This window comes from Pseudoduganella sp. GW821-FHT12E03 (assembly GCF_058807115.1).
The window spans coordinates 145,733-159,113 of sequence record NZ_JBXAQJ010000003.1 but is presented as its reverse complement, the minus strand read 5'-3'; the positions used below and the strand labels follow the sequence as shown (position 1 = coordinate 159,113).

10 protein-coding genes are annotated in these 13,381 nt (G+C 65.3%); 4 read left to right on the top strand and 6 right to left on the bottom strand.

Translation table 11 applies throughout. The features are described 5' to 3' along the window. Positions 1 to 58: 58 nt before the first annotated feature. Positions 59 to 979, bottom strand: a complete 921-nt coding sequence (locus AC1RRC_RS08480; protein ID WP_493054848.1) for an AAA family ATPase — start codon at positions 977 to 979, stop codon at positions 59 to 61. A 48-nt stretch (positions 980 to 1,027) separates the two neighbouring features. Here AC1RRC_RS08480 and AC1RRC_RS08475 point away from each other — a divergent pair, with 48 nt between their 5' ends. Both AC1RRC_RS08475 and AC1RRC_RS08470 read left to right on the top strand, forming a co-directional pair. Next, positions 1,028 to 1,954, top strand: coding sequence for a histone deacetylase family protein (locus AC1RRC_RS08475; protein WP_493054847.1), 927 nt, complete (start codon positions 1,028 to 1,030; stop codon positions 1,952 to 1,954). A gap of 31 nt (positions 1,955 to 1,985) precedes the next feature. After that, a complete protein-coding gene (locus AC1RRC_RS08470) occupies positions 1,986 to 2,405 on the top strand; it encodes a VOC family protein (protein WP_493054846.1) in 420 nt (139 codons plus the stop codon). On the opposite strand, the gene AC1RRC_RS08465 is transcribed toward AC1RRC_RS08470, so the two are convergent. Together AC1RRC_RS08465 and AC1RRC_RS08460 are read right to left on the bottom strand one after the other, a co-directional pair. Beyond that, positions 2,350 to 5,454: a hybrid sensor histidine kinase/response regulator gene (locus AC1RRC_RS08465; RefSeq protein ID WP_493054845.1), complete on the bottom strand. Its 3,105-nt coding sequence runs from the start codon at positions 5,452 to 5,454 to the stop codon at positions 2,350 to 2,352. The two genes, AC1RRC_RS08470 and AC1RRC_RS08465, sit on opposite strands and share 56 nt — an antisense overlap. A gap of 69 nt (positions 5,455 to 5,523) precedes the next feature. After that, on the bottom strand, positions 5,524 to 7,506 hold the full coding sequence (locus AC1RRC_RS08460) for an OPT family oligopeptide transporter (protein ID WP_493054844.1): 1,983 nt from the start codon (positions 7,504 to 7,506) through the stop codon (positions 5,524 to 5,526). Between the two features lie 169 nt (positions 7,507 to 7,675). Here AC1RRC_RS08460 and ylqF point away from each other — a divergent pair, with 169 nt between their 5' ends. Continuing rightward, entirely contained in the window at positions 7,676 to 8,599 is a 924-nt protein-coding gene (gene ylqF / locus AC1RRC_RS08455; RefSeq protein WP_493054843.1) for a ribosome biogenesis GTPase YlqF, read from the top strand. Positions 8,600 to 8,614: 15 nt separating this feature from the next. Here the strand turns inward: ylqF and AC1RRC_RS08450 are convergent, their stop codons facing one another. From AC1RRC_RS08450 to AC1RRC_RS08440, 3 genes are all read right to left on the bottom strand, one after another. Beyond that, entirely contained in the window at positions 8,615 to 9,412 is a 798-nt protein-coding gene (locus tag AC1RRC_RS08450) for a DODA-type extradiol aromatic ring-opening family dioxygenase (RefSeq protein WP_493054842.1), read from the bottom strand. Between the two features lie 104 nt (positions 9,413 to 9,516). Further along, positions 9,517 to 10,377 (bottom strand): hypothetical protein, encoded by an 861-nt coding sequence (locus AC1RRC_RS08445; protein WP_493054841.1) that lies wholly within the window; start codon positions 10,375 to 10,377, stop codon positions 9,517 to 9,519. A gap of 4 nt (positions 10,378 to 10,381) precedes the next feature. After that, positions 10,382 to 12,499, bottom strand: a complete 2,118-nt coding sequence (locus tag AC1RRC_RS08440) for a M1 family metallopeptidase (RefSeq protein ID WP_493054840.1) — start codon at positions 12,497 to 12,499, stop codon at positions 10,382 to 10,384. Between the two features lie 225 nt (positions 12,500 to 12,724). Here AC1RRC_RS08440 and AC1RRC_RS08435 point away from each other — a divergent pair, with 225 nt between their 5' ends. Beyond that, positions 12,725 to 13,375 carry a thiol:disulfide interchange protein DsbA/DsbL gene (locus AC1RRC_RS08435; RefSeq protein ID WP_493054839.1) on the top strand — a complete coding sequence of 217 codons (651 nt, stop codon included), beginning with the start codon at positions 12,725 to 12,727 and terminating at the stop codon, positions 13,373 to 13,375. Positions 13,376 to 13,381: the final 6 nt, after the last annotated feature.

Below are 13,381 nucleotides of genomic sequence, written 5' to 3'. Positions count from 1 at the left end.
GCGCTGGAAAGGCCCCAGCCAGCGGTCGATCTTCCTGCGCGCGGAGGCCGCCATCGGCTTACACCGGCACGGATTTCTGCAACTGGAGCACCAGGTCGCGGCTGGCCAGCGCCACGCCGTGCGCCGCCTTCAAAGGCCGCAGGCGGTGCGCGCAGACCGGCACCAGCACCGCCTGCACATCTTCCGGCATCACATGGTCGCGCCCTTCCAGCGCGGCCCAGGCGCGCGCCGCCTGCAGCAGCGCCAGCGCCGCGCGCGGGCTCAAGCCTTCGGCGAACGCGCCGCTCTGGCGCGATGCCTGCGCCAGCGCCTGCACATAGGTGGCCAGCGCGGCCGAGACGTGGATTTCGCGCAGGCTGCGCTGCGCCGCCGCCAGTTCGGCCGGCGTCATCGCGGCCGGCAAGGACTTCAGCAAGCTGCGCCGGTCATCGCCCAGCAACAGGGCGCGCTCGGCCGCCGGGTCCGGGTAACCCAGGGACAGGCACATCAGGAAGCGGTCCAGCTGCGATTCCGGCAGCGGGAAGGTGCCGACCTGGTGGGTCGGGTTTTGCGTGGCGATGACAAAGAACGGTTCCGGCAGCGCCCGCGTGACGCCGTCGGCCGTCACCTGCCGTTCTTCCATGGCTTCGAGCAGGCCGGACTGGGTTTTCGGCGTGGCCCGGTTGATTTCATCGGCCAGCAGCACTTGCGTGAAAATCGGGCCGGGGTGGAACACGAAACCGTTTTTTTCCCGCTCGTAGATGGAGATGCCGGAGACGTCGGCCGGCAGCAAATCGCTGGTGAACTGGACCCGGTTGAAATGCAGGCCCAGTGAAATCGATAGCGCGTGGGCCAAGGTGGTTTTGCCCACGCCGGGAACGTCTTCCACCAGCAGGTGGCCGCCAGCGAGCAGGCAGGTCAGCGCCTGCCTGACCTGCAGATCCTTGCCGACGATAATCTCGCAAACCTGGCGTGCAACTGCATGCAGTTTTGTGTACATGGGTTTATTATCCAGTAAGGAGACGTGCATCAACAATATTTACTATACATGACTACAGCAATTTATAGCCATCCGGAATGCCTGCTCCATGAAATGGGCGCATGGCATCCCGAGTCGCCAGCGCGCCTGCAAGCGATCCAGGACCAGCTGATCAATTCGCGCCTGGACGGCCTGGTCGAGCAGCGCCAGGCCCCGCTGGCGGAGGTGTCGGACATCGCCCGCAACCATAGCGCCAGCGCGATCGCCATCGTGCGCGACAATATTCCCCCGGTGGGTGAGCATTACCCGATCGATGGCGACACGTCGCTCAATGCCCACAGCTGGCGTGCGGCGCTGCGCGCGGCCGGCGCGGCGGTGGCCGCGACCGACGCCGTCATCGATGGGGAGATCGCCAACGCGTTTTGCTCGGTCCGGCCGCCCGGCCACCATGCGCGTCCGTCCGAACCCATGGGCTTTTGCCTGTTCAATAATGTGGCGATCGCGGCCCGCCACGCGCTCGATGTACGCGGACTGGCGCGCGTGGCGATCGTCGATTTCGATGTCCACCACGGCAATGGCACAGAGGAAGCGCTGTTGGACGAGCCCCGCGCGCTGATGGTGAGCTTTTACCAGCACCCGTTTTACCCCTACACGCCGCCGCGCCCGGACTCGCCGAACCGCGTCAATGTGCCGGTGCCGGCGCGCTCGGGGGGCGACGTGGTGCGCCAGCTGGTGACCGATCGATGGTTGCCCGCGCTGCACGCGTTCAAGCCCGACATGATTTTCATCTCGGCCGGTTTCGATGCCCACCGTGAAGACGACCTGGGTGGCATGAGCCTGGTGGAAGCCGATTATGCGTGGATGACGGAGCAGGTGATGGCGGTGGCGAAACAGTATGGGCAGGGCCGTATCGTCAGTTGCCTGGAAGGCGGCTACAACTTGTCGGCGTTGGGACGCAGTGTGGCGGCCCATGTGAAGGCGCTGGCGGAACTTTAAGCGGCATGCGCGCCGCGCAGGGAACATGCATATGGCAATCCAGTTGGACCACTTCATCGTTCCCTGCCGCGACCAGGTGGGGGCGGCCAGGCAACTGGCGGAATTGCTGGGCGTGCCGTGGGCGCCGACAGCACTCGGGCCGTTTTCTCCGGTGTTCATCAATGACGGCCTGACCCTGGACTTCCAGCAGACCGGGGAACTGTACCCGGTGCACCACTTTTGTTTCCGCGTCAGCGATGCGGAGTTCGATGCGATCCTGGCGCGCCTGAAAGCCGCCGACATTGCCTACCGCAGCAATGTCCATGGCCCAGTCGACCGCCAGGTCAACACCATGCTCGGTGGCCGCATGGTGTACTGGAACGTGCCGGAAGGGCATCAGTGGGAAATGTTGACAGTCAGTTATGCGCGGCCGCAGGCGGATACTGCGCCAGCAGCGCCGCCACCGCGCTGACAGCGGAAGGCAGCGCGGCCAGCACGGTGTCGGCCTGTTCGCGCGCACAGTCGCCAATGCCGGGTCCCTGGCCGGCGGTTTCGCGCATGGCTAGTTCCGCATCGCCGGCCAGCAGCGCCAGCCGCTCCGCGCCGACGGTCCCGGCCAACCCTTTCAGCACGTGCAGCGGCGCGCGGGCCGCCTGCGCATCGCCGGCTTCGAGTGCGGTGCGCAATTGCTGCTGCAGCGATTGCGCTTCTTCGCCGAAGCGGCGCAGCGCGATCTGGTAGACCGGCAGCAGCCCGCCCAGCTGGCGCAGCGCGCCTTCGCTGTTGAGCCGCACGGCGGTGTCGTTGGCGGCTGCGCCATTCGTGCCGGTCGTGCGATGCGTGCCGTTTTCAGGCGGGGCAGATACCGTCGCACTCGGAGGCACAGCGTCATGGGCCGGCAGGCCGGCCGCATGGCCTGCGGGCGCCACTGCGCCACTTGCCGCATGCCGCAGGATTACCTGCACCAGCGCCGATAAATCAAACGGCTTGCCCACATGGTCCGCCATGCCCGCAGCCAGCGCGGTCTCGCGGTCCGATTGCATGGCGTTGGCGGTCATGGCAATGATGGGTGGTGGCGTGCGGTGTTGTTCGCGCAGGCCATCGAGGATCATGCGGGTCGCCGCGTAGCCATCCATGTCCGGCATCTGGATGTCCATCAGGATCGCATGCGGCAATGCCGTCGGGGCCAGGACCTGGTCGACCGCATCCCGGCCGCTGCCGGCCACGTCCACCTGCGCGCCTTCATAGCCCAGCAGTTCGCACGCCACTTGCTGGTTGGTGGGGTTGTCTTCCACCAGCAGCAGCCGCAAGCCGTGCAAGCGCAGCAGCGAGGCGGGCTGCTGCGCCTGCTCCGGCAGCGTGGCATTGCCGCGCAGCGCCAGCGCATCGGCAACGGCGTCAAACAGCATCGATGCCGTCACCGGTTTGATCAGGACACCGTCCAGCACCGCGCGCTGCTGGTCTTCATGCTGCGCCTGGCGCAGCGCCAGCGGTTCGCGGTCATGCGCCGTGACCATCAGGATCAGGGGTGTGTGTTCAGCGGGCAGCAATTCGCGCAACTGCACGCTGGTGTCCCAGCCGTCCAGCATGGGCATGCGCCAGTCCACCAGCAGCACGTCATACGGTTTGGCGGCGCTGCGTTCCATCACGCGTTTCAGCGCATCGAGTCCGTTGTCGGCGGTGTCGGCATGCCAGCCGAAGGAGGCCGCCATTCCCGCCAGCGCTTGGCGCGCACCGTCGTGGTCATCGATCACCAGGCATTCCAGGCCGCGCAAATCAGCGGCCTGCGGCGGCGCCGTGGCGGGCGTTGGCGCGTGGCCGAACGCCACCGTGAAGGAAAACCGGCTGCCCGCGCCCGGCGTGCTGGCCACGCTGAGTTCACCGCCCATCAGGCGGACCAGCCGCTGCGAAATCGCCAGGCCCAGTCCGGAGCCGCCAAAGCGCCGCGCGGTGGAGGTTTCCGCCTGGCTGAAACCATCGAAAATACGGCCGCATTGTTCGGCCGAGATGCCGATCCCCGTATCCCGCACGGTAAATGCGACGCGCGTACCCTGTTCACCGGGCTCGCCGTGCTCCACGCGCACCGTCAGCGCGACTTCGCCTTCGGCCGTGAATTTAATGGCATTGCCGCACAGGTTCAGCAGCACTTGCTGCAGCCGCAGCGGATCGCCCCGCAGCCAGTGCGGTAATTGCGGATCCACGTCAAACACGATTTCCACCGGCTTGTTTCCGGTATAGGCCGACAGGATCACGGACAATTCGCGCAGCAGCCGGTCCATGCAGAAGGGCGCGTGTTCCAGTTCCAGCTTGCCGGCTTCGACCTTGGAAAAGTCCAGGATATCGTTGAGCAGGCCCAGCAGGGTGCGGGCCGCCGCTTCCGCCTTTTCCGTGTAATCGCGCTGGCGGGCGTCGAGCGCGGTGTGCTGCATCAATTGCAGCATACCCAACACTGCATTCATCGGAGTACGGATTTCATGGCTCATGTTGGCCACGAAGTCGGACTTGGCGCGGCCGGCCGCCAGCGCCTGGTCTTTCGCTTCCACCAATTGCTCGACCATGCGGTACTGGCGCCTGAGCGACTGGCGCGCCCCCAGCAGCAACACGGCCGACAGCGCGAACAACGCGGACAGGAACAGGGCCGCGCTGAGGGCTTCGGTTTTCCACGGCTCGAGGAAGTCATCGCTGGACAGCGCCACCACCACGTACACGGGATACTGGCCCACCCGTTCCAGGCTGACCACGCGCTGCAGGCCGTCGCGCATGGATTTCACCGCATACGTGGCGCGCGGCGCGCCGGAATCGAGCACCGTGGTGGTGGCCGGGGACATGGGGATGGGGGTGCCGATCGGCAGGTCGGCCACTTCGGGGAAGCGGTGCAGCACGCGGTGCTGGCGGTCGAGCAGGGAAATGGCGCCGTGGCGGCCGACATTCATGGCCGCGACCACGTCTGAAATCGTGGACGTGGTCATGTTGACATACACGGTGCCGCCAAAGCCGCCATCGGGATAGGTCAGCGCATACACCAGCGGCAGCACCATATCGCCGCTGATGCGGGATTTGACGGGGGCGCCGAACACCAGGTCCCGTTCGACCTTGGCGCGCATGAAAAATTCGCGGATACCCAGGTTCTGGATCTTGGCCGGGTCGATATCTTCGCCATAAATCACCTGGCCCCCGGCATCGGAACCACGGATGGCGCGCGCATGGGGGACCCGTTCCTTCAAGGTCCGCACAAAGGCGCTAAAGGCGGCGGGATCGAAACGGTGTTGCGCGTGCAGGGTGCGGAATTCGTCGGCGGCGCGGCGCACCGTCAAATCCACTTCATGGAAGTGTGCGCGCAGGAAGTTTTCCAGCGCGATAGCCAGGTTGCGCGACTGTTCTTCCGCATTGGCGTAATAGCGCGCCCGGCTTTGTTGCAAAGTGTGCAAAACAAAGCCGGATACGACAATGAAACCCACGATCACGGCGGCGGTCAGGCTGGCAAAAAGCCGGCGGGATTGCTGCAGGGTCAGTAGTTTCATCAGGGAAAGTGAGGCAGGCCAGGTAATGAAGACACATTATCATTGCCTGCCTGCACGCCTACACTTGGATTAGGCTTCGACGCGGCGAGCGTTGTTGCCGGACCACTTATACAGGCCCACCACCAGTCCCAGGCCGGTCACCAGCGCGATCAGCATGGTGGTGCCTTCACCCAGGCTGTTGGCAATGGCCAGCGGTTCGCCCTGGCCGGACAGCACGATCAGGCCGGCCAGCGCCACGTTGAACAGGCTCTCGCCGACGATGAAGCCGGACATGATCAGCACGCCAAGGCGCTTGGCGATCTCGCCCCAGCTGTGGTGGTGCACGGCGCGCTCGAACAGCCAGCCCGCCACGGCGCCCACCACCACCGGCGCGGTCACGGCGCTCGGCAAATAAATCGCCAGGCCGACACCGAGCGGCGGCAAGCTGTATTTGTCGTTGCTGAATTTCTTCAGCAGGAAGTTCACCACCACCAGCGCCAGGCCCATGACCGCGCCCCAGCCGATCAGGTGCCATGGCAGGTTGCCGCCAATGACGCCCTTGGCCAGGGTGGAAATCAGGGTCGCTTGCGGTGCGGCCAGCGGTTCGTTGGAAATCGCCTGAAGGTTGGGCGCGCCGGCAAAGCCGTTGGCGCGGTTCAGCAATTCCAGCACCGGCGGCACCACGCAGGAACCAGCGACGACACCGATCAACAGCGCGACCTGCTGTTTCCACGGCGTCGCATCGACCAGCTGGCCGGTCTTCAAATCCTGCAAGTTGTCGTTACCGATCACGGCCACGGCCAGCACCACGGTGGTGACGAACAGCGCAAAGGCGATCAGCGCCTGGCCGGTTTCCGGACCCATGATGTGGCGGCCCACGGCGCCCACCGACAGGGCCGCGCCCAGCACCGTCAAGATCGCAATGCCGGATACCGGCGAATTCGACGAACCGATCAAGCCCGCCATGTAACCGCACACGGCGGCGGCAAACATGCCGGCGATCAGGATGTAGGCCACGCCAACCGCAATCAGCGCCGGCGCCACGGACGCCAGCACGCCGCCCTGCAGGAACGAGGCCAGCAGCCAGCCGGCCGGCACCAGCGCGATCAGCGTGGTCAGGCCGACGAAGAAGATCGGCAAGTCTTGCTCGGTGCGGGGCAAGTCGCCCCCGTTTTCCTTGGCTTTGCGCGACGATTCCATCGCGGACTTCAGGCCGCCGATGACCGGCTTGGCCAGGCCCGCCAGGGTCACGATCGCGGCCGCGCCGATGCAGCCCGCGCCCATCATGCGCACGTCGTTTTTCCAGACACCCAGCGCCAGGTCGGCCGCCGGCATGTCCGACGCGGGCAGGGCCGCCGTCAGGATCGGCACCAGCACGCCCCAGGCGATGACGAGACCGGCCAGCATGGCGATGCCGACCGTGATGCCCATCAGGTGGCCGGCGCCGATCAGCGCCAGCGAACTGGAGGCGCCAATCCCGGTCGCACCATTGCCGGTGCGGAAGTAAATCGCCATTTCACCGGCCATCAGTTTCACCGCGGCGCCGGCGGCGTACAGCGCGGATGCCACGCTGCCCCAGATCACGGCCCACAGGCCGGCCTTGCCTTCGGCCGCGCCGCTGCGCGACTGGGTGCCGACTTTCAGCACTTCCGCCGCCGCCACGCCTTCCGGATAGGGCAAGTCCGACTGCGACACCAGCGCGCGCCGCAGCGGCACTGTGTACATCACGCCCAGCACGCCGCCGATGGCGCACGCGCCAAAGGTGGGCCAGAACGGCACGTTGGCCCACCAGCCGATCATCAGCAAACCGGGCAGCACGAAGATCACCGACGCCAGGGTGCCGGCCGCCGAGGCGATGGTTTGGACGATATTGTTTTCCTGGATGGTGGCGGTCTTGAAAGCGCTCAGCAGCGCCATCGAAATCACCGCCGCCGGAATCGAGGTGGCAAAGGTCAGGCCGACTTTCAGGCCGAGGTACACCTGTGCCGCTGTGAATACGAGGGTAATCAGTATCCCCAGAATGACACCGCGCAGGGTAATTTCCCCAGGCGTGGATGGAGAAGATTTGTGCATCTCTCGCTACTCCAGATAAAAAGTGTTTATAAAATAGAAAAATTGCGGTGCCACATGATAGCCGACCTCCATGCAAACCGGTACCTGAAAGCTGCTTCGCGGTAAAATAGAGGATTTCGCGCACGAAGCAGAAGGCCAGAGCATGTCAATACAGTGGTTCCCCGGACACATGAACGCCGCCAAAAAGAAGGCGGCCGAGCAGATGGAGAATACCGACCTCGTGATCGAGGTGGTGGACGCGCGCCTGCCGGAAGCAAGCTGCAATCCGATGGTGGACGAGTTGCGCAAGTTCCGCCAGCGTCCTTGCCTGAAATTGTTGAACAAGGTGGACCTGGCCGATCCGGTCGCCACCAGCGCGTGGGTCGAGTATTTCAGCCGCCAGGAAGGCGTCACGGCGTTTGCCATGACCACCAAGAAGCCGGGTGACGTGACGCGCGTGCTGGAACTGGCGAAACCGCTGGCGCCACACCGTGGCGTGCCCACCAAGCCGCTGCGCATCATGATCATGGGCATCCCCAACGTGGGCAAGTCCACCCTGATGAATGCGCTGCTGAAAAAGCGCGTGGCCAAGGTCGGCGATGAGCCGGCGGTCACCAAGGCGCAGCAAAAGCTGTACCTCGACAAGAACACGGTGCTGGTCGATACGCCCGGCATGCTGTGGCCGAAGATTGCCATGCCAAGCGACGGCCTGATGCTGGCGGCCAGCCACGCGGTCGGTTCCAATGCGCTGATCGAAGAAGAAGTGGCGGAATTCCTCGCCGGTGAACTGTTGCGCCGCTACCCGCAATTGCTGGTGGCGCGCTACGGCTTCAAGGACATCGGCCAGATGGATGGCATCGGCGTGATCGAAGGGATTGCCACCAAGCGCGGCTTCCGCGCCCGTGGCGGCGACATGGATTATGAAAAAGCCGCGCATACCTTCCTGACCGAATACCGCAGCGGTATTTTGGGCCGCATTTCGCTGGAAACCCCGGAAACCCGCGCGGCCGCGCTGGCGGTGTTTAACGAGGAACAGCGCATCAAGGCGGAAAAGGCGGCGCAAAAGGCTGCCGAGAAAGAAGCCGAGCGCATGAAGGGCAAGCGCGGGACCTGAGGCTATCTGGCCGCGCTAGCCGATCCTGAAACTGGACACGGCCAGCGCCCCCATAAAGGCGTCTTCGTGATAGTGCACGGCCGCCGCATCCTGTTCCGCCGCCCCCAGCGCGACCATCAGCGGCAATAAATGCTCTTCGCGCGGATGCGCCTGCCGTGCGGCCGGGGCTTGCTCCCAGGCCAGCAGCCGGGCGCTGCGTTCGCGTGGCGCGGCCGCCATGGTGTCGCGCAGCCAGGCGTCGAACTGATGCGACGCTTGCGCGCCGGCACCGCCAAACAGGCGCAGGTTGTGATAGCTGAGCCCGCTGCCGACGATCAGCACCCCCTCATTGCGCAGCGGCGCCAATGCCCGGCCGATGGCCAGGTGCCGGGCCGGATCGAGGCCTTGTTGCAGCGACAGTTGCACGATGGGGACGTCGGCTTCCGGATACATCGGCGCCAGCGCGGAAAACGTGCCGTGGTCGTAACCGCGTTCGGCATCGAGGTGGGACACGATGCCCGCATCGCCGAGCAGCGCCTGCACGCGCGACGCCACTGCGGGCGACCCCGGGGCATCGTAGCGGATGCGGTACGTATAGTCGGGAAAGCCGCCATAGTCATAGATCATGCCGGGCGTGGGGCTTGATGAGATGCGGGGATGCGCCGCTTCCCAGTGGGCGGTGATCACCAGCACGGCGCGTGGTTGTGCGCCGAGTTCGACAGGAATGGCTTCCAGCGACGCTTTCAGCGCATCATACCGTCCGCCGGATTGATCCAGCATCCACGGCCACGGGCCACCGCCATGGGAGATGAAATACACGGGCAAGGTTGACATCGGCAAGTCCTTTCAATGGACTTTGACTGTACGCTGTCCCGATTCTTCAATCAATCCGGGTAAATCGAAAGCACTGTTCCAAATTTGGGACAATAATTGGGACATCACCCGCGCGCGACCGTGACCAATGCAAACAGGCGCGCCGCGCGGAACCAGGCCAGCAGCAGGGCGATTGCTTGCGTCAGTACCAAGGCCGCCATATCGCCGCCCAGGCTGCCGACCGGGAAATGCAGGCGACCCAGTCCCAGCAAGCCCGCCACGCCAAACCCGACCAGGCCCAGCACCGCATAGCTGCCCAGCGCCGCCACCGGTTGCCGCCGCAGCAGCGTGATGCCGTCCCACCACGCGCGCACGGCGGACGTGCGGCGGCGGTCGGCGGCCAGTACGGCGCGGCCCGCGTCGGCGGTGACCAGCGCGCTCCACACCAGCAAGCCCATGGCGGCATCGGCGGCGTAACCCGCGATCCGGCCATCGGTGGGAAGCAGCGCTTCATGGGGCGTGGCGAGGCCGTTCAAGAAGCTGCCCAGCCATAGCGCGGCGCCCGTCAGCACGGCCGACCACACCAGCATGCGCAACATGCGCGGATATTCCGCCATGCCGCCTTCCAGCAAGGCGCGCAAGACCAGCGGGGCAGGGCTGCGCGCGGCCGTCACGGTGGCGCCGGCCAGCAGTGGCGACAGCAGCGCGGTGCACGCCAGCGCCGCCAGCAGCGCCAGTTGCACCGCCAGCGCGTGGTGCTGGCCCACGGCCAGCAAGTCCGTGATGGAGGCCAGGTCCAGTTGCCGGGCCAGGGTCGCGGCCTGCACGGAATACGACAATTGCGTGTCCAGCAGCATCCACGCGGGCGCCACCACGATCGCCAGCGGCAGCAGCAGCGCCACGCCATACAGCACGGGCAAGCGCCATTGCAGCGCGCGGCGTGCCGATTGCAGGCACAGGGTTTTCAGCAATACCAAGGTTGTCATGGGGTCAAAGCGAGGCAATCAGGGTCAGGAGCAATTGGACTGCGGCGGCGGCATCGAGGGTCCAGCGGCGCGCGGCCGCCTTGTCGGGTGTGGCGGTGCGGCTGTCGTCGAGCTTGTTCACGTCCAGCAGGTGCTGGCGCTGCGGGTCCAGTTCCGCCGACAGGCCGCGCGCCGTGCGCAGCCACACGAAGCGCTGCCATTGCTCGCCATGCCGCGGGTCCCATTGCATGGTTTCCGCGCTGCCGTCGGCGAAGTGCACCGTCAATGTCTGCGGCACCGCCACGCCGCGCCGGCGCAGCAGCACTTCGGTACGCCACATGGGCGCATGGCGCGCACCGGCCGCCGCCGGCTCCAGTTCGGACTGGAATTCCGCCACGCTGTCGTCGATCCGGCCCGCGCCATAGACTTGCTGCTCAAACACGCGCTCGACCAGCGCGCGCTGGCCGCTGCCATCGGCCAGCGCGTCGCGCAAGTCGGCCACGCTGGGGTGGCGGAAGCGCCAGCGGCGGTAGTATTCGCGCAAGCCCTCTGTAAACGCCGCCTTGCCGAGCTGGGCTTCGAGGTCGCGGAACAGCAGGGCGCCCCGTACATACACCTGGCCGACGCCCTGCAGGCGGGCATAGGCGCTGGCCGCGCCGGCATCGGCCGGGTGGTCCAGCACCGCATCGGCCCGTTCCGTTTCGAACGGATCGAAGGCCGGATTGATGCCCAGCCGCCGCAGCCATGCCGGCGCCAGGCTGGCCTTGCGGCCGCGCTCGGCCTGCATGCGCATGTTGGTGTATTCATTGAGGCCTTCGTCGAGCAGCGGCTCTTCGAATTCATTGGACGCGATGATGCCCTGGAAATAGTTATGCGCGAATTCGTGGATATTCACCACGTCCAGGTCGAAGGCCTGGCGCGATCCGGGGGGCACGCGGGTAAAGCTGTCGGCCGTATACAGGGTCGGATATTCCATGCCCGCCGCGCCGATGCCGTTGTGGGGCGGGATCACGATGGTCAGGGTGTCGTAGGGATAGGGGGCCAGCAGCGCCGCATACCAGCCCAGCGCATCCCTGGCCGCCTGCAGCGACGGCGCCGCGCTGGCCGCGTATTCCGGCGTGTACAGCACGCGGATCTCCACCGGCCGGGCGCCGCGCAGGCCGGCCGGCGGCTGCCATGTGCCCGTCAGTGGCGCGGCGTAGCGCTGGTCGGCGGTCCACGCGAAGTCATGCACGTCGCCTTGCACGTAGTGGTGGGTCAGCATGCCGTTGCGCTCGACCGGCGCGCCCTGCAGCTTGCCGGTAGCGCCCAACGTGTACGCCTTCGGCACGGTCAGCTTGACGTCATACAGGCCGAAGTCCGCGTAAAACTCGGAGTCCACGTGGTATTCATGGGCATTCCAGCGTTCTTCCCGCGCGCCCCGTTCACCCGGCAATTCCAGTACGCCGATTTTCGGGAACCACTGCGCGACAAAATGGAAACTGCCGGTATAGCCGCTGCGCGTGCCCAGTTTCGGCAACTGGCTGGTGAAGCCGATGTCCAGGGTGGTGCTGGCGCCCGGCTCGACCGGGTGCGGCAAGTCCAGTTTCACCACCGTGCGGTCGCTTGCCGGACCGTCATCGGGCTGCACGAACGACCAGGACACATCAAGCTGGCCCTGGCGCACCCGGTTCAGTTTGGTGTAGCCCCAGCCATCGTCCATCGGCTCGCTGCCGAACATCGACTGGCTGCGCCGCTGTTCTGTGTAAAACGTGGTGTCCTTGTGCTCGAACGCATTCAGGTACAGGTGCACATACACCGAGCGCACCACGCGCTTGCTGCGGTTGCGCCAAGTCAGGGCTTCACTGCCGGTGACCACATGGCGCACCGGGTCCAGGGTGGCCTCGATCACATAGCTGGCCACGCGGTCGGACAAGGTGGCTTCATTGCCGCTGCGCGGGCCGCCCCATGCCTCGCTGGCGCTGGCCTCGCGGATCGGCGGCGCATGGGCCGGGGCCAGCGGGATGCCGGTGTCGGTGAAGGGCTGCGGGATCGGATACACCACCGCCTGCGCCAGCAGCACGCTTTGCGCCGCCAAGCCGCCGCACAGCATGGCCGTGATCGCGGCCGAACGCAGTAGTTTGCGGACGTTAAATAGAGTCATGGATAAATGTAAAAAGTTGCCGTCGCAACTATAAACCAACACCGGCCCGCCGTGAGGTTGCCAGCGCCCTTAATTGGGCCTTAAAATCCGCCGCCGTAACGCATTTTTACTGATTCGGCGCAAGCACCGCGGCAAATAATGGTAATCTCGCGGCGTAATTCAACTTGACTGGCGCCTGATACCGCAGGTGTCAGGTACCACTGACTATAGAATGGAAGGGAAGTTATGCGTTTTCTGCGCCTGATCCTCGCCGCCGTCACGCTGTCGTTTGCCGCAGCGGGCGCCTCTGCCGCCGAACCCAAGGAAGGCGTCGACTACAAGCTGCTGACCCCGGCTGTGCCGACCAAGGCCGACAAAAAAGTCGAAGTGGTTGAATTCTTCATGTACACCTGCCCGCACTGCAACGCGATGGATCCGTTGCTGCATGAGTGGGTGAAAAAACAGGGGGACAAGATCGCGTTCCGCCGCGTGCACTTCCCGCAGTCCGGTCCGAATGACCCGTTTGCGCATGCTTACCTGACCCTGGAAGCCATGAACCAGGTGGACGTGGTGCATGACAAGCTGTTCCGCGCCATCCACGTCGAGCGCAACCGCATGCGCACCGATGACCAGCTCACCGACTTCATCACGAAAAACGGTGTCGACAAGGCCAAGTACATGGAATTCTTCAATTCCTTTGGTGTGCAGACTAAAATGAAACAGGCGGGCACCGTGATCGGCGCCTACAAGGTCGAGAGCGCGCCGACCATCGTGGTGGATGGCCGCTACGTGACGTCGCCGTCGATTGCCGGCCGTCCTGGCGAGCCGGAACAGCTGGCCATGCAAAAAGCACTGGCGGTGATGGATGCACTGGTGGCCAAGGCCGCCAAAAAATAAGGTTCC

Excerpts from the sequence above, each read along its gene's own strand:
- AC1RRC_RS08480 (WP_493054848.1), bottom strand. The coding sequence starts at position 979 with ATGTACACAAAACTGCATGCAGTTGCACGCCAGGTTTGCGAGATTATC.
- AC1RRC_RS08475 (WP_493054847.1), top strand. The coding sequence starts at position 1,028 with ATGACTACAGCAATTTATAGCCATCCGGAATGCCTGCTCCATGAAATG.
- AC1RRC_RS08470 (WP_493054846.1), top strand. The coding sequence starts at position 1,986 with ATGGCAATCCAGTTGGACCACTTCATCGTTCCCTGCCGCGACCAGGTG.
- AC1RRC_RS08465 (WP_493054845.1), bottom strand. The coding sequence starts at position 5,454 with ATGAAACTACTGACCCTGCAGCAATCCCGCCGGCTTTTTGCCAGCCTG.
- AC1RRC_RS08460 (WP_493054844.1), bottom strand. The coding sequence starts at position 7,506 with ATGCACAAATCTTCTCCATCCACGCCTGGGGAAATTACCCTGCGCGGT.
- ylqF (WP_493054843.1), top strand. The coding sequence starts at position 7,676 with ATGAACGCCGCCAAAAAGAAGGCGGCCGAGCAGATGGAGAATACCGAC.
- AC1RRC_RS08450 (WP_493054842.1), bottom strand. The coding sequence starts at position 9,412 with ATGTCAACCTTGCCCGTGTATTTCATCTCCCATGGCGGTGGCCCGTGG.
- AC1RRC_RS08445 (WP_493054841.1), bottom strand. The coding sequence starts at position 10,377 with ATGACAACCTTGGTATTGCTGAAAACCCTGTGCCTGCAATCGGCACGC.
- AC1RRC_RS08440 (WP_493054840.1), bottom strand. The coding sequence starts at position 12,499 with ATGACTCTATTTAACGTCCGCAAACTACTGCGTTCGGCCGCGATCACG.
- AC1RRC_RS08435 (WP_493054839.1), top strand. The coding sequence starts at position 12,725 with ATGCGTTTTCTGCGCCTGATCCTCGCCGCCGTCACGCTGTCGTTTGCC.